Origin of the sequence: Sphingomonas sp. MS122, assembly GCF_049532975.1 — a bacterium.
GTDB lineage: Bacteria > Pseudomonadota > Alphaproteobacteria > Sphingomonadales > Sphingomonadaceae > Sphingomonas.
Genome location: NZ_CP186695.1, coordinates 3,325,521 through 3,345,970, shown reverse-complemented (window position 1 = coordinate 3,345,970; position 20,450 = coordinate 3,325,521). Strand labels below are relative to the sequence as shown.

Annotated in this window: 15 protein-coding genes; 11 read left to right on the top strand and 4 right to left on the bottom strand. The window is 68.3% G+C overall.

Annotated elements, in window-relative coordinates; genetic code table 11:
- Positions 1-1,635 carry a CTP synthase gene (locus tag ACO227_RS16320; protein WP_423603156.1) on the top strand — a complete coding sequence of 545 codons (1,635 nt, stop codon included), beginning with the start codon at positions 1-3 and terminating at the stop codon, positions 1,633-1,635.
- Positions 1,636-1,763: 128 nt separating this feature from the next.
- Here ACO227_RS16320 and ACO227_RS16315 read toward each other — a convergent pair whose 3' ends face one another.
- Together ACO227_RS16315 and ACO227_RS16310 are read right to left on the bottom strand one after the other, a co-directional pair.
- Entirely contained in the window at positions 1,764-2,843 is a 1,080-nt protein-coding gene (locus tag ACO227_RS16315; RefSeq protein ID WP_423603154.1) for a winged helix-turn-helix domain-containing protein, read from the bottom strand.
- Positions 2,844-3,020: 177 nt separating this feature from the next.
- Positions 3,021-3,491, bottom strand: a complete 471-nt coding sequence (locus ACO227_RS16310; RefSeq protein ID WP_423603153.1) for an Hsp20 family protein — start codon at positions 3,489-3,491, stop codon at positions 3,021-3,023.
- Between the two features lie 252 nt (positions 3,492-3,743).
- Between ACO227_RS16310 and ACO227_RS16305 the strand changes: the two genes are divergently transcribed.
- Entirely contained in the window at positions 3,744-6,203 is a 2,460-nt protein-coding gene (locus ACO227_RS16305) for a TonB-dependent receptor (protein WP_423603151.1), read from the top strand.
- A gap of 116 nt (positions 6,204-6,319) precedes the next feature.
- Here the strand turns inward: ACO227_RS16305 and ACO227_RS16300 are convergent, their stop codons facing one another.
- Complete coding sequence (locus tag ACO227_RS16300) at positions 6,320-6,619, bottom strand: hypothetical protein (RefSeq protein WP_423603149.1); 300 nt, start codon at positions 6,617-6,619, stop codon at positions 6,320-6,322.
- A gap of 384 nt (positions 6,620-7,003) precedes the next feature.
- On the opposite strand from ACO227_RS16300, the gene ACO227_RS16295 reads away from it, so the two are divergent.
- From ACO227_RS16295 to ACO227_RS16270, 6 genes are all read left to right on the top strand, one after another.
- Positions 7,004-8,254, top strand: coding sequence for a lipoprotein-releasing ABC transporter permease subunit (locus tag ACO227_RS16295; RefSeq protein WP_423603147.1), 1,251 nt, complete (start codon positions 7,004-7,006; stop codon positions 8,252-8,254).
- A complete protein-coding gene (locus tag ACO227_RS16290) occupies positions 8,247-8,921 on the top strand; it encodes an ABC transporter ATP-binding protein (protein ID WP_423603146.1) in 675 nt (224 codons plus the stop codon). Before ACO227_RS16295 ends, ACO227_RS16290 begins: the two co-directional genes overlap by 8 nt.
- Positions 8,918-9,520: a signal peptidase I gene (gene lepB / locus ACO227_RS16285; RefSeq protein WP_423603144.1), complete on the top strand. Its 603-nt coding sequence runs from the start codon at positions 8,918-8,920 to the stop codon at positions 9,518-9,520. Before ACO227_RS16290 ends, lepB begins: the two co-directional genes overlap by 4 nt.
- Before the next feature lie 25 nt (positions 9,521-9,545).
- Positions 9,546-10,055, top strand: a complete 510-nt coding sequence (locus tag ACO227_RS16280) for a hypothetical protein (RefSeq protein ID WP_423603142.1) — start codon at positions 9,546-9,548, stop codon at positions 10,053-10,055.
- 98 nt (positions 10,056-10,153) lie between these two features.
- Positions 10,154-10,741 carry a DUF937 domain-containing protein gene (locus tag ACO227_RS16275; protein ID WP_423603141.1) on the top strand — a complete coding sequence of 196 codons (588 nt, stop codon included), beginning with the start codon at positions 10,154-10,156 and terminating at the stop codon, positions 10,739-10,741.
- A complete protein-coding gene (locus ACO227_RS16270) occupies positions 10,741-11,220 on the top strand; it encodes a glutathione peroxidase (protein WP_423603139.1) in 480 nt (159 codons plus the stop codon). Before ACO227_RS16275 ends, ACO227_RS16270 begins: the two co-directional genes overlap by 1 nt.
- 42 nt (positions 11,221-11,262) lie before the next feature.
- Here the strand turns inward: ACO227_RS16270 and ACO227_RS16265 are convergent, their stop codons facing one another.
- Complete coding sequence (locus tag ACO227_RS16265) at positions 11,263-12,789, bottom strand: calcium-binding protein (protein WP_423603137.1); 1,527 nt, start codon at positions 12,787-12,789, stop codon at positions 11,263-11,265.
- 179 nt (positions 12,790-12,968) lie between these two features.
- On the opposite strand from ACO227_RS16265, the gene dnaE reads away from it, so the two are divergent.
- From dnaE to ACO227_RS16250, 3 genes are all read left to right on the top strand, one after another.
- Positions 12,969-16,451, top strand: coding sequence for a DNA polymerase III subunit alpha (gene dnaE / locus ACO227_RS16260; protein WP_423603136.1), 3,483 nt, complete (start codon positions 12,969-12,971; stop codon positions 16,449-16,451).
- Between the two features lie 200 nt (positions 16,452-16,651).
- The gene (locus ACO227_RS16255; RefSeq protein ID WP_423603134.1) at positions 16,652-18,247 is read left to right on the top strand and encodes a long-chain fatty acid--CoA ligase; all 1,596 of its coding nucleotides are present in this window, start codon (positions 16,652-16,654) and stop codon (positions 18,245-18,247) included.
- A 283-nt stretch (positions 18,248-18,530) separates the two neighbouring features.
- On the top strand, positions 18,531-20,450 hold the full coding sequence (locus ACO227_RS16250; RefSeq protein ID WP_423603132.1) for an AAA family ATPase: 1,920 nt from the start codon (positions 18,531-18,533) through the stop codon (positions 20,448-20,450).

Here is a 20,450-nt window from a genome sequence, read left to right as displayed (position 1 = left end):
ATGACGCGGTATATCTTCATCACCGGCGGCGTGGTCTCCTCGCTTGGGAAAGGCCTGATGGCGGCGAGCCTCGCGGCGCTCCTCCAGGCGCGCGGCTATAAGGTCCGCATCCGGAAGTTCGATCCCTATCTCAACGTCGATCCGGGCACGATGAGCCCGTATCAGCACGGCGAGGTCTATGTGACCGACGACGGGGCGGAAACCGACCTCGATCTCGGTCATTACGAGCGCTTCACCGGCGTCGCCTCGCGCCAGTCGGACAACGTCACCTCGGGCCGGATCTACAAGACGATCATCGAGCGCGAGCGGCGCGGCGACTATCTCGGCGCGACGGTGCAGGTGATCCCGCACGTCACCGACGCGATCAAGGACTTCGCCCAGGCGGAGACCGAGGATCTCGATTTCGTGCTGTGCGAGATCGGCGGCACCGTCGGCGACATCGAATCGCTGCCCTTCATCGAAGCGATCCGCCAGCTGCGCAACGAGCTCGGCCGCGGCCGTTCGATCAGCGTGCATGTGACGCTGGTGCCGTACATCGCCGCGGCCGGGGAGCTCAAGACCAAGCCCACCCAACACAGCGTGCGCGAGCTCGCCTCGCTCGGCGTGCAGCCCGACGTGCTGGTGTGCCGCTGCGAGAAGCCGCTGCCCGCGGGCGAGCGCGCCAAGATCGCGCAATTCTGCAACGTCCCTGCGAGCGCCGTCATCCCTGCGCTCGACGCGCCGAGCATCTATGCGGTGCCGCTGCAATACCATGCCGAGGGGCTCGACGGCGAAGTGCTGCGCGCCTTCGGGATCGAGCCGGGCGAAGAGCCGAACCTGTCGCGCTGGACCGAGATCACCGACCGCCTGTTCAACCCCGAGGGCGAGGTCACGGTGGGCGTGGTCGGCAAATATGTCGGCCTGCCGGACGCGTACAAGTCGCTCAACGAGGCGCTGGTCCATGGCGGCATCGCCAACAAGGTGAAGGTCAATATCCGCTGGATCGACGCCGAGTTGTTCGAGGGCGACGATGCCGAGGTCGCGGCGAGCCTGGAGCCGTGCCACGCGATCCTGGTGCCCGGCGCGTTCGGATCGCGCGGCGCCGAGGGCAAGATCGCCAGCGTGCGCTTCGCGCGCGAGCGCAACGTGCCCTATTTCGGCATCTGCTTCGGCATGCAGATGGCTTGCGTCGAGGGCGCGCGGAACCTCGCCGGGATCGAGAATGCCTCCTCGACCGAGTTCGGGCCGACGCTCGAGCCGGTGGTCGGCATCATCACCGAATGGATGAGCGCGGCGGGGATCGAGAAGCGCGAGGAAGGCGGCGACCTCGGCGGGACGATGCGGCTCGGCGCCTATCCGGCGAAACTTACCGGCAATTCGGTGGTCGCGTCGATCTACGGCGCGGACGAGATCAGCGAGCGCCACCGCCACCGCTACGAGGTGAACACCGGCTATCGCGATGCGCTGGAGCAGGGCGGCCTCGTCTTCTCGGGCATGTCGCCCGACGGGATGCTGCCCGAGATCGTCGAGCGGCCCGACCATCCCTGGTTCGTCGGCGTGCAGTTCCACCCGGAGCTCAAGTCCAAGCCGTTCGACCCGCACCCGCTGTTCGCGAGCTTCATCGAGGCGGCGGTGCGCCAGTCGCGGCTGGTCTGAGGCTTCCTCTCCATCCTTTTCCGTCGCCCTGAACTTGTTTCAGGGTCCATCGTGCCCCAAGCGGCTCAGCCGCCTGTGGGGAAATGGATGCTGAAAACAAGTTCAGCATGACGGCGGAAAAGGCAGGGCTAGCTGTTCCCGCCGTCGCCGCGCTCCCGCCGCGCGAGGATCATCGCCGCGACCATGCAGCCGCCGAACAGCGCGCCTTCGAACGCGGCGGTGATCGCGTGGCTGACCGGCCCGAAGCTGCCCTCGCCGAACAGCGCGCCGATCTGGTCGAGGCGCAGGCGCGAATTGGGGAAGTGCATGGCGAGCAGCGCCAGGCTTCCCGCGAGCAGCCGGCCGCCCAGCAACGACGCCGCCAGCCCCGCCGCACCGCCCGCGAGCGCGCCCAGCGCGAGGCCGCGGCGCGGCGAGGGCGCTGGCACGCGATGCGCGAGCCAGGCGCCGAGGCCGACTCCGCCGCCGAGCAGCGTGCCTTCGGCCGCGCCCGTAATGTCGCCGGGCGACTGGCCCAGCAGCAGGGTGAAGGCGTCGAGCCCGACCAGCTTGCCGATCGCGCCGATGACTAGGCCGCCGGCCGCGCCGCCCACCATGCTCCACCGCCAGGGCCGCGCGGACAGCAGATTGGCCGCCGCGATGCCGATGCTCACCGCGGCCGCGCCGATCGTGCCGATCAGGATGGTGACGCACAGCAGCACGAGCATCACCGATGCCGCGCCCATGCTGGCCTGGAGCGGCTGGGACGCGCCGGCAAAGCCGTAGATCAGCCCGCCGATCGTCCCCGCGATGCTGCCGCCGACGATGCCGAACCCGGCGGTGAGCGCAGCATCGTCGCGGCGGCTGAATCGTGCATCCGGAGCGGGGGGAGGAGGGGGCGCGGGCACCGCGTCGCCCTCGACCGCGGCGATGAAGCGATAGCCATGCTTGGGCACCGTCTCGATGAAGCGCGGGCTCGCGGCATCGTCGCCCAATTGGCGACGCAGCGTGCGGATGCATTGCGTCAGCGCCTCGTCGGTGACGGGCACGCCACGCCACACCTCGGCCATGAAGCTGTCCTTGGACACGAGTTGGCCGGGCTCGCGGACGAGCAGGGTCAGGGCATCGAGATAGCGTGCGTTGAGCTCGATCGCTTCGCCGTCCCGCGTCAGGCGGCGATTGGCGGGATCGAGGTGGAAGCCTTCGAAGCGGTAGCTTGCGGAGGACATTCTTCTGGAAACCCTTGCCTCGCCTTGCCGCCGATCCGGCCCCGCGATGGATGCCTCACGCAGTGGCGCAGGGCAAGCGATGGTCCATCCTCAAGCAAAAGGGCGCCCGGACTCCCGTCCGGACGCCCTCAGGGGCAGCGCGCAAGGGGGTAGGTCGCGCCGCCTTTGGGTTGTCGCTCAGGCGACCGAGCGGTGCTCGATCGCGCCGTCGCCGCTCTCGCCGCCGGAGCCGATGGCGATCTTCTTGGGCTTCATCGCCTCGGGCACTTCGCGCACCAGCTCGATCACGAGCAGCCCGTCATTGAGGTTGGCGCTCTCGACGCGGACGAAGTCGGCCAGCTCGAAGCGACGCTCGAACCCGCGATTGGCGATGCCGAGATGCAGCATCTGCGCGGCGTTGTTGTCCTGCGACTCGGCCTTCTTGCCGGCAACCAGCAGCAGGTTCTGCTGCGCGGTGATGTCGATCTCGTCGGGCTTGAAACCCGCGACGGCGATCGTGATGCGGTAGCGGTCGTCGGAGATCCGCTCGAGGTTGAAGGGCGGATAATTCTCGCTGCTGGACTGGCGCGCGGTCGCTTCGAGCATGTCGAAGAGCCGGTCGAAGCCGATCGTCGAGCGGCGGAAGGGGGTGAGATCGATCTGACGCATGGTCTGAATCCTCCAATGAGCAATTACAACGTCTTGCGGCATCCAGCTGAGCTGCGATGCCAGCTTCGCGCGGCCCCGAAGGCGCCGTGCAGCGCTGATTTGGGATGCCGTCCGGCGGTTTCAAGAGCGCGACGAAATGTGCCCGGATCGCGATATAAAGCCCATCAGTCAGATAGGAATAGAATCGCTTTCTGGCTAAACCCTATCAACCTAGTGGAGTTTTAGCCCGACACCACGAAGGGGAGCCATCAAGTGAGCCTGAACACACTTTCATTGCTGCTGCTCGCCGGCGCTTCGCCCGCCGCGCTGGCGCAGGAGACGCCGCCGGACGTGACCGTGCAGGAAACCCAGCGCCCGACCGTGCCGGGCGAGACCGAGCGCGATCCCGAGGACGTGCAGCGCAGCTCGGCCTCGGCCGACATCGTCGTCACTGCGCGCCGCCGCGAGGAGCAGGTGCAGGACGTGCCGATCCCGATCAGCGTGGTCGGCGTCAAGGAGCTCGACAACACCGGAAGCTTCAACGTCGCGCGCCTCGCCCAGCTTCAGCCGACGCTGCAATTCTACTCGACCAACCCGCGCAACTCGTCGGTCAACATCCGCGGGCTCGGCGCGCCGCTCGGCCTCACCAATGACGGCATCGACCAGGGCGTCGGCGTCTATATCGACCAGGTGTATCTGAGCCGCGTGGCGGTCGCGACGCTCGACTTCCTCGACGTCGCGCAGATCGAGACGCTGCGCGGGCCGCAGGGTACGCTCTACGGCAAGAACACCGTCGCCGGTGCGATCAACATCACCAGCAAGGCGCCGAGCTTCAATTTCGAGGGCCGCGCCGAGCTGTCGGTCGGCAATCTCGAGTTCAAGCAGGCCAAGGCGTCGATCTCGGGCCCGCTGGGCGAGGACGTGGCGGTGCGCATCGGCGTCGCGGCGACCAGCCGGCGCGGCACCGTGTTCAACGTCGCCACCGGCAACTATGTCAACGAGCAGGACAATATCGGCTTGCGCGGCGCGCTGCTGTGGCGTGCGACCGACAATCTCGACCTGACGCTGAGCGCCGACTACAGCCGCCAGAACCCCGAATGCTGCGCGCAGATCTACGTCAAGTATGGGCCGACCCAGCGCGCGGCGAACCGGCAATATCCGGCGCTGACCGCGGCGCTCGGCTATGCCCCGCCGAGCACCAATCCGTTCGACCGGCTGACCGACCTCGACGCCGACCTCAACGCCCGCAACACGCTCGGCGGCGTGTCGCTGCGCGCCGAATGGGATGTCGGCCCGGGCACGCTGACCTCGGTGACGGCATGGCGCTTCTGGGACTGGCTCCCGGCCAACGACCGCGATTTCACCGGGCTCCCGATCACCACCCTGTCGCAGAATCCGACGCGGCAGGACCAGTTCACCCAGGAATTCCGCTTCGCCGGCGAGGGCAGCGGGTTCGACTATGTGATCGGCGCCTTCGCCTTCTACCAGGACATCCACACCACCGGCACGCAGCGCCAAGGCCCGGCGGCGAGCCGCTGGCTGATCAACCCGAGCAACCCGCTGTCGAACGACCCGACCGTGCTCGACGGGCTGACTGCGGAGAACGACATCCGCCTCAAGAATTTCAGCGGCGCCCTGTTCGGCAAGCTCAACTGGAAGCTGACCGACCAGATCACCCTCTCGCCCGGCATCCGCGTCAATTACGACGACAAGGTCGGCAGCTACGTCTCGATCGTGCGCGACGGGCAGGGCAACCTCGTCCCCGCCACCGGCGGCACCCCGCGCCAGGCTGAGCAGCGCGCCGCGCTCCAGCCCCAGGCGTTCCGCGACGAGGCCTATCGCGCATGGAACGTCTCCTACGACCTCACCGCCTCGTACAAGCCGTCACGCGACGTACTGCTCTACGCGACCTACGCCCACACCTTCAAATCGGGCGGCCTCAACCTCAACGGCGTGCCGGTGGTCGCCGGGGTCGCGCAAACCCAGCTCGCGCAGGTCGATCCCGAGAAGGTCGATCATTTCGAGATCGGCGCCAAGACCCAGTTCTGGGACCGCAAGGCGACCTTCAACATCACCGGCTTCTGGACGAGCATCAAGGATTACCAGGCGCTGGTGAACGACGGCCAGAACACCACGCTGCGCGGCTATCTCGCCAATGCCGGCGAGGTGCGGGTGCGCGGGATCGAGGCGGACTTCTCGATCCGGCCGAGCGAGCGGCTCAATCTCTACGTCAACGGCGCCTATACCGACCATGAATATGTCGAGTTCACCAACGCGCCGTGCCCGCCCGAGCTGTCGGGCGGCGGCAGCGGCGCGGTGATCGGCGCGCCGGGCGTGCCGGGGACCAACAGCCCGGCGGTGTGCGACATCTCCGGCCAGTGGCTGCCCGGCATCTCCAACTGGGCCTTCTCCTACGGCGCGGAGTACAACCTCCCCGCGAAGATCTTCGGCAAGGAGGGGGAGGTCTATCTCGGCGCGGATGCGAGCTCGCGCTCCAAATTCTCGTCCAACGCCTCGCGCTCAATCTACACCGACATCGACGGCTACACGCTGGCGAACTTCCGCCTCGGCTTCCGCACCGACGAGGGGCTCAACATCTTCGGCTGGGTGCGCAACGCCTTCGACGAGCAGTATTTCGACGTGCTCGCGACCACGCCGGGCAATACCGGCCTGATCGCCGGCAATGTCGGCGACCCGCGCACCTATGGCGTGACGGTGGGGCTGAGCTTCTAGCCCCGGCAAGAGACGTATCTGTCCCCGCGATTGAACATGAACAGGCCAGCGCGGGCGACAGGTACCAGGGGAGGGGCCGCAACCAGGCTCCTGCGGTTCCTCCCCGACCTGTTCGATCAGGCGGTGTGCGCGCGGCGGCCGCTGCGCAGGCCGCGCACCAGGCCGAAGCCGATCCCGGCCAGCGCGAACGCCCCGGCCAGCAGGATCACCGCCTTGACCAGGCCGAGATAGCCGAGGCCGCCGGCGGACAGCAGCAGCCCCGAGCCGAGCAGGAGGGGCAGCAGCAGGCAGGCGATGCCGAACATCACCCGCACCGCCAGGTCGCTCTTGGCCACCTCCGGCCAGATCGCGAACAGTCCCATGAGCAGGGGCGTGCTGAGCGAAAGCGTCAGTGCGACGGCAATGGACAGGCTCATTGATCGGTCTCCTGATGTGACCGCATCATCGCATGAAAGGTGGAGGGCGGCAATTGACGCGCTATTCGCCGGTCCAGACGCGGAAACGCCCGGGCCGTTTCCAGCCCGGGCGCCTGCGTGACGATGCCTCGTCAGCCCCCTTGTGGCCACCTCTGCCCGCGCGTCTTTCGAGAAAGACGGGGCGAAGGAGCCTCCCCGAACCACGGCCATTGCCTGCGCTTCGTAGGGACGTGCTAGGATGGCCTTGCCCGCTTGTCACGGGGCTATGACGTCAGCCGCAGCGCTTTGCGTTCATCCTGTGTTTATTTGGCAACAGGCCCGTGCGCCGTCACATCAAAATCGCGTCTTTGCGAATTCCCGAACACGCCCTAACACCGCCGCCATATGCTGCTTTCCCGATATGAGCGGATGATCGCCCGCCGCTACCTCCTGCCCGGGCGGGGGGAGGCGTTCATCTTCCTCGTCGCGTCGATCAGCCTGATCGCGGTGATGCTCGGAGTCGCCGCTTTGGTGATCGTGATGAGCGTGATGAACGGCTTCCGCGCCGAGCTGTTCGACAAGATCACCGGCCTCAACGGCCATGCCGTGGTGCAGGGCTATGGCGGCCAGTTGCGCGACTGGCGCGAGATCGTCGAACAGGCGCGCAAGACCCCCGGCGTCACCAGCGCCACGCCGCTGATCGAGCAGCCGCTGATGGCGAGCTTCCAGGGCCGGGTCGAGGGCGTGCTGGTGCGCGGCATGAACGTCGCCGACATCCGCGCCAACCCGACGCTCAACAGGAACGTGCTGATCGGCGACCTCCGGCAGCTCACCCCGGGCTGCGAGTGCATCGCGATCGGCTCGCGGCTGGCGCAGTCGCTCGGCGCTTCGCCGGGCAGCAGCGTGTCGCTGCTCAGCCCGCAGGGGCTGACCAGCCCGTTCGGCACGGTGCCGCGTATCGTCTCCTACCGCGTCGCCGCGATCTTCGAGGTCGGCGTGTACGATTACGACAAGGCCTTCGTGGTGATGCCGATGCAGGATGCGCAGACGCTCCTGCTGATGGGCGACACGGTCGGCATGGTCGAGATCGACACCAACGACCCCGACAAGGTCGGCGACATCCTCCGCCCGCTCGCGCAGCAGGTTGCCGGCGTCGGCCAGCTCACCGACTGGCGCACGCTCAACGCGACCTTGTTCGAGGCGCTGGCGGTCGATCGCCTCGTCACCTTCACCGTGCTCTCGATCCTGATCCTGGTCGCAGTGTTCAACATCCTTTCGTCGCTGATCATGCTGGTGCGCGCCAAGACCCGCGACATTGCGATCTTGCGCACGATGGGCGCGACGCGAGCGGGGCTCATCAAGATCTTCGTGACCGTCGGCACCGTGATCGGTTCGCTCGGCATCCTCGCCGGGCTCATCCTCGGCTTCATCCTGCTCTATTTCCGCCAGGGCGTGCTGGGCTTTCTCGGCTTCGTCACCGGGCAGCAGATCTGGGACCCGTCGATGCGCTATTTGACCGAGCTGCCCGCCAAGACCGATCCGGTCGAGGTCGCGGGGATCGCGCTGATGGCGCTCGTGTTCAGCTTCCTTGCCACGCTCTACCCCGCGTTCAAGGCGGCGAGCACCGATCCCGTGCAGGTGCTGCGCTATGAGTGAGCCGGTTCTCGAAACGCGCGGACTGAAGCGCTCCTTCACCCAAGGCGGGGCGGTGATCCATGTCCTGCGCGGCATCGACCTGACCGTCGGCCAGGGCGAGATCGTCGCGCTGCTCGGTCCCTCGGGCTCGGGCAAGTCGACCCTGCTCCAGGCGGTCGGCCTCCTCGAGGGCGGGTTCGAGGGATCGATCCGCATCGCCGGGGTCGAAGTCGGCAAGCTCGAAAGCCACCAGCGCACCGTCACGCGGCGCGACAAGCTCGGCTTCGTCTACCAGTTCCACCATTTGCTGCCCGACTTCAACGCGCTCGAGAATGTCGAGCTGCCCCAGCTGATCCAGGATGCGACCTTCGCCGAGGCGCGCGAGCGGTCCGAGGCGCTGCTCACCGCGCTCGGCCTCGGCGCGCGGCTGACGCACCGGCCGAGCCAGCTCTCAGGCGGTGAGCAGCAGCGCGTCGCGGTGGCGCGCGCGCTCGCCAACCGCCCGGCGCTGGTGCTCGCCGACGAGCCCACCGGCAATCTCGACGAGAAGACCGCCGACGTCGTGCTCGCCGAGTTCCTGCGGCTGGTGCGCGGCGAAGGCGCGGCGGCGCTGATCGCGACGCATAACGAGCGGCTCGCGGCCAAGATGGACCGCGTGGTGCGGCTGCACGAGGGCGTGCTCGAATGAAGTGGTGGGCCGGGCTCGCGGGCGCCGCGGTGCTCGGCATGGCGGTCTATGGCGCGATCGGCCTCACCCAGGGTGATCCGCGCTCGCCCTTCCCGTTCAGGCAGCTGCGCCTGGTATCGGAAAACATGGCGCCGACGCTCCGTCCGGGCATGCGGGTCATGGCGCGGCGCAAGCCGGCGTCGGAGCTAAGGCGCGGCGACGTTGCCGTGTTCTTCGTCGGCGATAATTTCTGGGTGCAGCGCGTGGTCGGCCTGCCCGGCGACCGGGTCGAGATGCGCGGCGGCTTGGTCATCCTCAACGGCACGCCGGTGCCGCAGGCCGATCGCGGGAAGATCGAGATCGACGGAAGGACCTCCACGATCCGCTCCGAGCAACTGCCCGGCGCCACGGCGGCGCATCGCGTGCTCGACGAGGGCGCGACGCCGGGCGACGAGCTGTCCGCGGTGGTGGTGCCGCCCGGCAGGCTCTTCCTGCTCGGCGACAATCGCGACAATTCGATGGACAGCCGATTCCCGGCGACGGCGGCGACGATGGGCGGCGGCATGGTCGCGTTCGATGATGTATATGGCACCATCGCTCCGGAGGACGTGAGCGACTGAAGCCAAGGGAGGCAGGATGCGCGGCATGACCGGATTGTCGGCGGTGCTTCTGGCAATCCCCGCATCGGCACAGACCGCGCCGTCGGCCGGCTGCACCGCGCCCGAATTCGCGCAGTTCGATTTCTGGGTGGGCGAGTGGGACGTCTATCCCACCGGCAGCGACAAGCTCGTCGCGCACAGCCGGATCGAGAAGCTCTACAAGGGTTGCGCGGTGCGCGAGAACTGGATGCCGCTCAACGGCAATGACGGCGGCAGCCTCAACACCTATGTCGCGAGCGCGAAGCAATGGCGCCAGCTATGGACCGACTCCTCGGCAAGCTGGGCGGAGTTCCGCGGCACGTTCAATGGCAAGGCGATGGTGCTGACCGGCACCGGCTTCGCCCCGAACCGCGCGCTGACGCGGATGACCTACAGCCGCAATCCCGACGGATCGGTGCGGCAGCTCGGCGAGAATTCGAGCGACGAGGGCGCGACCTGGACGCCGAGCTTCGACTTCACCTATCGCCCGGCAACGGCGCGCGCGGGCTCCAGCTGACGGCGGCCCGGCGCGGGAAGGCTCGCGGCGCGGCGTTGCGCTGCTATAATGATTGACGGCCAATCCTCGTCCGTTCCCGATCCTGAGGAGAAAAGCGCATGAATCTGACCGACATCCTCGCCCAGGCAGGCGGCATCGAATCGATGGCCCGCGATCTCGGCGTGCCGCCCGAAGTGGCGAGGACGGGCGCCGACGCGCTGCTGCCGGCGATCCTCGGCGGCTTCAAGAAGCAGGCGCAGGGCAGCGGCGGCCTCGAGGGGCTGGGCGGGCTGCTCGGTCAGCTCGGCGGCGGCGAGCTGCTCGACGCGGTGCTGGGCGCGCAGCCGACGCCGGTCGACCAGGGCAATGACGTGCTCGGCCAGATCTTCGGATCGAAGGAGGTCAGCCGCACGGTCGCCGGCCAGGCCGCGGCGCAGACCGGGCTCGATTCCGGGCTGCTCAAGAAGATGCTGCCGATCCTCGCGATGCTGGTGGCGGGCTATCTCGCCAGGCAGAGCGGGCAGGGCGGCCAGGCGGGCGCGGGCGGCGGCCTCGGCGGGCTGCTCGGCAGCATCCTCGGCGGGGGCGGCGATGCCGCGGCACCGGCCGGCGGCGGGCTTGGCGGCCTCGGCCAGCTCATCGACCTCAATGGTGACGGCAATCCGCTCGACGACATCATCGGCATGGCCGGCAAGTTCGCACGCTGATGACCGCGCTCACCGACATTCCCGTCACGACGCCCGAAGGGACGCAGATCGACCTGTCGGCCTATGCCGGCAAGGTGCTGCTGATCGTCAACGTCGCCTCGCAATGCGGCTTCACCCCGCAATATGAGGGGCTCGAGGCGCTGCACCGGCGCTATGCCGGTCGCGGCTTCGAGGTGCTGGGCTTTCCCTGCAACCAGTTCGGCGCACAGGAGCCCGGCGACGCCGCGGAGATCGCGAGTTTCTGCTCGCTCACCTATGACGTCACCTTCCCGGTGTTCGGCAAGATCGACGTCAACGGGCCCGACGCCGCGCCGCTTTATCGTCACCTCAAACGCGCGGCCCCCGGCCTGTTCGGGACCGAGGGGATCAAGTGGAACTTTACCAAGTTCCTGATCGACCGCGAGGGCAAGGTGGTCGACCGCTACGCCCCGCAGACCAAGCCCGAGGATATCGCGGCGGACATCGAGAAGCTGCTCTGAGGCCCGCGAGCGGGAGCCGGCTGCGCCGGCTCCCGCTGCGCGTCAGAGGAAGAAGTCGGTGCCCGTCAGCGAGACCGCGGTGTTGAAGCCGATCGCGAAATCGGCGAGCCCGTCGCCGTTGAGGTCGCCATAGATCACGCCGCCGGTGTCGTAGCGCAGCTGGCCCGCCACGCCGCTGAACGCCGTGGTGCCGATGAAGGTGAAGGCGTCGTCCGCCCCGCCGGCGATCGCATCGATTCCGGACAGGTCGATGCGGTCGCCCGCCGCGCTGCTGAAGCCGAAGATGCGGTCGGCGGTGCTCCAGTTGATGCCGGCCATGTCGCCATCGTCGAACACATAGCGATCGGCCCCGCTGCCGCCGATCAGGTCGTCCCGGCCGGCGCCGCCGATCAGCACGTCGTCGCCGTCCAGGCTGTTCACGGTGTCGTCGCCGCCCGCGCCATTGAGGACGTTGGCCGAGTTGTTGCCGTTGAGGACGTTGGCGAGGCCGTTGCCGGTGCCGTCGATCGCGCCGGCATAATAATCGAGCGTCAGCCGCTCGATATCGCTCGCCAGCGTCCACGAGATCATCGTGGTAACCGCGTCGATGCCGCCGCCGGCGCTTTCGACGGTCGAGTCGCCCAGATTGTCGACATAATATTCGTCGTTGCCGGCGCCGCCCTGAAGCGTGTCCGCGCCGGTGCCGCCGTTGAGGGTGTCGTTGCCGTTGCCCGTGATCAGCGTGTCGTTGCCGTCGCGGCCATAGAGCGTCGTCGCGGTCGAATCGGCCCAGGCATAGATGGTGTCGGCCCCGTTGGTCCCCATCACCGTGCCGATGTCCTCGATGCTGACCAGCGTCGTGCCCAGGATCGTGTCGCTGCCGCTGGTCAGCAGCGTGGTGAAGTCGATCGTGACGCCGCCGCCGCTCGTGATCAGGTCGATATTGAGCCGGTCGATTCCGGTTCCGCCGTCGACATGGTCGCCGATCCCGCACGACAGGATGTCGTTGCCGCCCAGGCCGTAGAGCACGTCATAGGCGGTATCGTAGACGGTCGAATAGGGGCCGACCGCGGTCTGGGCGTCGAGATAATCGGTGCCCGCGCCGCCGGTGAGCTGGTCGTTCCCGCCGAGGCCGCTGAGCTGCGAGGTCTCGCCGGTCGGGGTCCCGCTGGTCAGGATGTCGCCATAGGCGCTCCCGGTGGCCCAGTGCAGCTTCTCCATGCCCTGGATCGTCGCGCCGGCGAGCGTGTAGGTGGCGCCGCTCCACAGCGAGGTGAAATTGAAGTTGATCCCGGTGTTGGCGTAATCGAGGCGCAGGATCAGGCGATCGACGCCTGAGCCGCCATCGATATTGTCGAGAAAGCCGCCATAGATATAGTCGTCGCCGCCCCCGCCGCGCAGCGTATCGGCGTAGAGATCGGGACCCTGCCCGTCGAAGTCGAGGATATTGTCGTTGCCGTCGCCGCCGTCGATATAGTCGGCGCCGTCCCCGCCGAGCAGATTGTCGGCCCCGCCGAAGCCATAGATCGAATCCGATCCGGCCGTGCCGCCATACCAATCATTGCCGCTCGTTCCGTTGTAGACTGCCATGATCGCCCTCCTGGTTGCGGCGCCATCAGAGCGGTCGGTTTCCAACAAGTCGACAGCTGAAAAGACCGAATCCGACCTCAATGATCGCGCTGCCCGCACCATGGCCCGGCATGATGAAAGCTGTGGGTAAGCCGGGGCTCCGGCTGGTCATTTCCAACGCCCGACCCTAGGTTGACCGCATGCCCCATTCCGGCTTCGTCCCCCTGCGCATCTTCTCCGCCTACACGATGCTGGAGGGGGCGATCGAGCCCAAGGCAATCGCCGCACGGGCGCGCGAGCTGGGATTTCCCGCCGCGGGGCTTTGCGACCGCAACGGACTCTATGCCGCGATGTCCTATTGCGACGCGGCGAAGAAGGCCGGCGTGCAGCCGATCGTCGGCGCGCTGCTCAGCGTCGCGCGGCCCGACATGCCCGACGGGGTCGAGCCGCCGCTCGACTGGCTCGCGCTCTATGCCCAGGACCAGCGGGGCTATGAGAATCTCTGCGACCTCGTCTCGCGCGCGCACCTCGACCGGCCGATCGAGAAGGACGCGCACGTCCGCTTCGCCGACCTCGAGGGCCGCACCGACGGCGTGATCGCGCTCACCGCGGGCAAGGAGGGCGCGCTCGCCCGGCTGTTCGCCGAGGAGCAGGACAGCGCCGCCCTCGCTTATGCCGACCGGCTGCAGGCGCTGTTCGGCGACCGGCTCTATATCGAGATCGTCCGCCGCCTCGACGAGGTCGAGGGCAAGGCCGAGCCTCGGCTGCTCGACCTCGCCTATGACCGCGGCCTGCCCATCGTCGCGACCAACCCCGCCTGCTACGCCGAGCCCAATTTCCACGAGGCGCATGACGCGATGCTGTGCATCGCCGGCTCGGCCTATGTCGCAAGCGACGAGCGTGCGCGGTCATCGCCCGACGCCTGGATGAAGCCCGCCGCCGAGATGAAGCGGCTGTTCGACGACCTGCCCGAGGCGATCGCCAACACCCTCGTCGTCGCCCGGCGCTGCGCCTATGCCGCGCCCAAGCGCAAGCCGATCCTGCCCAGCCTCGCCGGCGACCGCGAGGGCGAGGCGCAGGCGCTGCGCGACGATGCGCGCGCCGGCCTCGAAGCGCGGCTGGAGAAGGCCGGAATCACCGATCCCGAGCGCCGCCGCGAATATTTCGAGCGGCTGGCGTTCGAGACCGACATCATCATCCAGATGGGCTTCCCCGGCTATTTCCTGATCGTCGCGGACTTCATCAAATGGGCCAAGAACAACGGCATTCCCGTCGGCCCGGGTCGCGGCTCGGGCGCGGGCTCGGTGGTCGCCTGGGCGCTGACCATCACCGATCTCGACCCGCTCGAGCTCGGCCTGCTGTTCGAACGCTTCCTCAATCCCGAGCGCGTGTCGATGCCCGACTTCGACATCGACTTCTGCGAAACCCGGCGCGGCGAGGTGATCCGCTACGTCCAGGCCAAATACGGCCGCAACCAGGTCGCGCAGATCATCACCTTCGGTACCATGAAGGCGCGCGCGGTGCTCAAGGACACCGGCCGCGTGCTGCAGATGAGCTACGGCCAGGTCGACCGCCTCGCCAAGCTCGTCCCCAACCACCCGACCGATCCCTGGACGCTGCCGCGCTCGCTCAACGGCGTGAGCGAGTTCAAGGCCGAATATGACGGCGACGAGGGCGTCCGCCATCTGATCGACCTCGCGATGCAGCTCGAGGGCCTGCCGCGCCACAGCTCGACCCACGCCGCCGGCGTGGTGATCGGCGACCGCCCGCTCGCCGAGCTGGTGCCGCTCTACCGCGATCCGCGCTCGGACATGCCGGTCACGCAATTCGACATGAAATATGTCGAGGGCGCCGGCTTGGTGAAGTTCGACTTTCTCGGCCTCAAGACGCTGTCGGTGCTGCAGAAGGCGGTCGAGCTGCTCGCCGCGCGCAACATCGAGATCGATCTGAGCACGCTCGGCTGGGACGATCCCGCGGTCTACGACCTGCTCCAGCGCGGCGAGACGGTCGGCGTGTTCCAGCTCGAATCGGAGGGCATGCGCCGCACGCTCACCGCGGTGCGGCCGACCAATTTCGGCGACATCATCGCGCTCGTCTCGCTCTATCGCCCGGGTCCGATGGACAACATCCCGATGTTCGGCCGGCGCAAGCAGGGACAGGAGCCGATCGAATATCCGCATCCGCTGCTCGAAGGGATCCTCAAGGAAACCTACGGCATTTTCGTCTACCAGGAACAGGTGATGCAGGCCGCGCAGATCCTGGCCGGCTATTCGCTCGGCGGCGCCGACCTGCTGCGCCGCGCGATGGGCAAGAAGATCAAGGCGGAGATGGACGCCCAGCGCGCTCTGTTCGTCGAGGGCTGCGCCAAGGTGAACGCGATTCCCGAGGCCAAGGCCAACGAGCTGTTCGACTTGATCGACAAGTTCGCGGGGTACGGCTTCAACAAGTCGCACGCCGCCGCCTATGCGCTGCTCGCCTATCACACCGCGTGGCTCAAGGCGCATTACCCGCACGAATTCTTCGCCGCCTCGATGTGCTTCGAACTCGGCCAGACCGAGAAGCTCGCCGTGTTCGTCGAGGACATGAAGCGGCTCGGCGTCCCGTGCCTGCCGCCGGACATCAACGCCAGCGAGGCCGAATTCTCGGTCGAGGCGGTCGATGACGGGTTCGCGGTGCGCTACGCGCTCGCCGGGCTCAAGGGCGTCGGCGAGAAGGCGATGGAGCTGCTGGTCGAGGAGCGCCACGCCAAGGGCCGCTTCCAGAGCCTCGACGATTTCGCCCGCCGCGTCGATCCGCGGCTGCTCAACAAGCGCCAGGTCGAGGCGCTGGCCGGGGCGGGGGCGTTCGACAGCGTCGCGCCCGACCGGCCGGGCGTTTATGCCGCGGCCGAGACGATCCTCGCCGTCGCCCAGCGCACGCACGAGAACCGCACCAGCGGGCAGGGCGGCCTGTTCGGCGAGGCCGAGCCGGTCGGCGCCGCGATCCAGCTGCCCAAGAGCGCGCACTGGACCCTGGGCCAGCGGATCGAGGCGGAGAAGGACTCGTTCGGCTTCTTCTTCTCGGCGCACCCGCTCGACCGTTACCAGCATCTCGCGCGGCTTCACTCGGCGAGGACCATCGTCAGCCTCAACGACATCGAGATCGCCGAGGGCGGCCGCGCCGGCGCGACGATCGCGGCGCTGATCGAGGATGCGCGGTGGCGGACCTCGGCGCGCGGCAAGCGCTACCTCATGGCGACACTCTCCGACGCCAGCGGCACCGTCCCCTGCACCTGTTTCGACGACTTGACGGCCAAGGAGATGGAGGACGCCTCGCGCGCTGGCGGCTGCGGCATCCTGACCCTCGAGCTCGACCGCCGCGCGGGCGAGGATTCCGCGCGAGTCACCGTGCGCAAGGTCCAGCCGTTCGAGAACATGGCCAAGGACGTCCGCCTCACGCTGCGCATGAGCGTGAACGATGCCGGCGTGCTGCCGACGATCGCCCGCCTGCTCGAGGATGCTCGCGGCGGCCGCTGCGAGGTGATCCTCGACGCCCCGCTGCCCGGCGGCGGCGAGGCCGAGCTGGTGCTGGGCCGCAACTTCCGCCTCGACGGCGAGCTCGCCGCACGGATCGAGGGACTGCCCGGCGTGATCGCCGCCGAGCTCAAGCCGACCGAGCAGCCGCGCCTCGCGCTGGCAAGCTGAACCAAAATCCTCCCCCGCCGGGGAAGGCGTCGAGGGGGAGGGCATGAATCGCTCACCTCCCGCCGTCCGCTCGCCCGTTCGGCTGCGCCTGTCACCTCCCTCGCCAGGGGGAGGATCAATTCACTCCCCTTGCATCCCGCTCTTCAAATCCGCAGGATGCCCTTACGGACACGGAAACCCGTGCGGATGAGGAGAGAGCGATGCTGGGCGCGATGCAGGATTTCGAGCTTCGGGTACCGCGGCTGATCGAGCATGCCGAGCGCGAGCACGGCAGCCGCGAGATCATCAGCCGCTGGGCCGACGGCAGCGAGACGCGCACCGACTGGGCCGGGATCGCGCGCGATTCGCGCAAGCTGGCGCAGGCGCTAGAGCGGATGGGGATCATGCCCGGGGACCGCGTCGCGACGATGGCGATGAACCACAGCCGCCACCTCGTCGCGTGGCACGGCACGATCGGCATGGGCGGGATCATCCACACCATCAACCCGCGCCTGTTCGCCGACCAGCTCGCCTATATCGCCAACCATGCCGAAGACCGCGTGCTGATCTACGACCGCATGTTCCAGCCGATCGTCGACAAGATGAAGCCCGAGTGGAAGACGATCGAGCATTACATCGTGTTCGATGGCGACGGCCCGGACAGCTTCGAGGCGGTGATCGGCGCCGAGGACGGCGACTATCGCTGGGTCGAGGGCGACGAGCGCGAGCCGTGCATGCTCTGCTACACCAGCGGCACCACCGGCAATCCCAAGGGCGTGCTCTACTCGCACCGTTCCTCGGTGATCCACGCCATGGCCGAGCTGCAGCCGGCGGTGTTCGACCTGTCGACCCAGGCAGTGGTGCTGCCAGTGGTGCCGATGTTCCACGCGGTCGGCTGGGGCCTGCCCTTCGCCGCGCCGATGGTGGGGGTGAAGCTCGTCATGTCCGCGATCAACGAGGGCAAGGTGCTGTGCGAGCTGATGAACCGCGAGAAGGTCACCCACACCGCCGGCGTGCCGACCGTATGGTTCGCGATGTTCCAGCATATCGACGAGACCGGCGAGACGCCCAAATATCTGAAGGTCGTCACGATCGGCGGCTCGGCCGCGCCGCGGGCGATGATCGAGCGCATCATGAAGATGGGCGCGCGCGTCAACCACGCCTGGGGCATGACCGAGACGTCGCCGATCGGCACGATGGGCGCGCCGAGCTACGACTGGGACGAGCTCGACTTCGACGCCAAGGTCGACAAGACCGTGTTCCAGGGCCGCGCGCCCTTCGGCGTCGAGCTGCGCACGGTGGACGAGAACGGCACCGTCCTGCCGCGCGACGGCGAGAGCTCGGGCCGGCTCCAAGTCCGCGGCCCGTGGATCATCAAGCAGTATTTCCAGGACGAGAGCGGCCCGTGCCTGACCGAGGACGGCTGGTTCGACACCGGCGACGTCGCGATCCTGCATCCCGACGGGGTGATGCAGATCACCGACCGGGCCAAGGACGTGATCAAGTCGGGCGGCGAGTGGATCAGCTCGGTCGAGCTCGAGAACGCCGCGGTCGGCTGTCCCGGCGTGGCCGAGGCGGCGGCGATCGGTATTCCGCATCCCAAATGGGACGAGCGCCCATTGCTGCTGGTGATCCGCAAGCCGGGCAGCGAAGTCACCGCCGAGGAGATCCAGCAGCATCTCGCCAGGCACGTCGCCAAATGGTGGCTTCCCGACGAAATCCACTTCGTCGAGACGCTGCCCCACACGGCGACGGGCAAGCTGCTCAAGACCGCGATCCGCGATCAATATAAGGGTTTTCAGTTCGCGGCCGCCTGACCTGCCCTTGCGGAAACGCAACGAATCCGTTAATCGGCCGCCCGCTCGCAGCCAGTAGCTGCGCGCCAACGGAGACGTGAATTGCTGGACCGACACTTCCTGACGGGCTTTGTCCCAGGGATCGCCAGCACCCTTCCATAACGCGCCTGCCCAGGCGCCGCGGGGGGTGGGCGCCCCCTGCGGAAATCCCACAATCGAACGGACAAGACCCGTGGGGCACGCGTGCGCGCGCCTGCCGCGGGCAGGGATGGGTATGTTGCACGAACATGATGTGGTCCGGGCGATGTTGCTCCGGATCGGGCGGGAGGTGCCGGGCACCTCGCCGCTCGCCAAGGCGGTGCTGGGCTGGGCGCGGACGAACGCGCAGTGGCTGTTTGGCGCCCCGGTGAAGAAGTTCGGCTGGGCCGAGCTCAAGCGCCGCGCGGCGGGGATCGCCGCGTGCGGTGAGGACGCGCCTGCGCTGGGCCTCAGCGCGCGGCTCGCCGAGGCGCTGTGCCTCGGCGAGACGGACGCGCGCGTCCTGATCGGCGCGGTCGCGATCGAATGCAGCCCGCAGGTGCGCAAGCTCGCGCGGCTGATGCTCGATCAGGAGACTGACCTCGGCATGATGCTCGCGGAGGTCGCGGGCATCGAGACGCTCGCGCTGCGCCGCGCCCAGCCGCTTCGGCTCGGGCTGGTGCGGTTGCGCGACCGGCGCGGCGGCGGGGTCGAGGTCGAGATCGGCTGGACGCTCGAACGGCTGTTCGAACGGCCCGCAAACGGTCCCGACGAGCTGCTCGAGATCGTCATCGGCCCGCGCCAGCAGGCGCGGCTCGCGGCGGGCGACTTTGCCGGCCGCGCGCGCGAGATCGACTTCCTCGTGCGGCTGCTGCGCGGTGCGCTCGGCCGGCGGGCGAGGGGCGTCAACATCCTCATCCACGGCCCGCCCGGCACCGGCAAGACCGAGCTGGCCCGGACGCTCGCGGCCGAGGCCGGCGCGGTGCTGTTCAGCGTCGGCGAGGCGGACGAGGACGGCGAGGAGCCCAATCGCTGGGAGCGGGTCAGCGCGCTGCGTCTCGCGCACCGCATGCTCGCGAGCCGCGACGGCGCGATGCTGCTGTTCGACGAGATGGAGGACGCGATCGGCGACGCCAGCATGACCGAGGGCGGCTGGATGAAGGGCCGGCAAGGCTCGAAGCTGTGGGTCAACCGGCTGATCGAGACCAACCCGGTCCCGGTGATCTGGACGACCAATGCGCTCGGCAACATCGATCCCGCGATCCTGCGCCGGATGAGCTTCGTGCTGCGGCTCGATCCGCCCGTCGGCGACGGCGCGGCGGCGATGATCGACCGCGTCGCGCAGGAGGAGCAGGTCGAGATGCCCACGGCGGTGCACGCGCTGGCGCAGGCGGCGCCCGAGACCACCAGCGTCGCGCGCGTCGCGGCGCGGGCGGGCCAGCTTGCCGGCACGTCCGAGGATATCGGGCTGGCCGCAGCCTCGCTCGTCGCCGCGCTGCGCCACGGCGAGCCGGCGCGCAGCGTCCAGGAGGCGATCGATCTCGACCTGTTCGAGGCCGATCGCGACATCCCCGCGCTGTTCGCCGCGATCACTGCCGCGGACGCGCCCGCCGATGTGTCGCTGCTGCTCACCGGGCCGCCGGGGACGGGCAAGACCGGGCTCGCCGCGCACCTCGCGCGTGCGCTTGGCCGGCCGCTGATCGTCAAGCGCGCCTCGGACCTGCTCTCCAAATGGGTCGGCGGGACCGAGGCGAACATCGCCGACGCGTTCCGCGAGGCGGAGCGGCGCGAGGGCATGCTGTTGTTCGACGAGGCGGACTCGATCCTGTTCGATCGCAGCACGGCCAAGGCGAGCTGGGAGGTGAGCCAGGTCAACGAGTTGCTCACCTGGCTCGACCGGCATCCGCTGCCGTTCGTCGCCGCGACCAACCATGTCGGCCGGCTCGATCCCGCGGCGCTGCGGCGCTTCGTGTTCAAGCTCGATCTCGGCGCGTTGGGACCGGCGCGGACGGCGCGGGCGTTCGAGTGCTTCTTCGCGATGCCCGCGCCTGCGGGTCTGGCGGAGATCGTCGGCCTGACGCCGGGCGACTTCGCCGTGGTGAAGCGGCAGCTGCGCTTCAGCGGCGGCGATGCGGCGTGGATCCTCGACCGGCTGCGCGCTGAGGTGGCAGCGAAGCCGGGCGGGATGGGGCGGATCGGGTTCTGA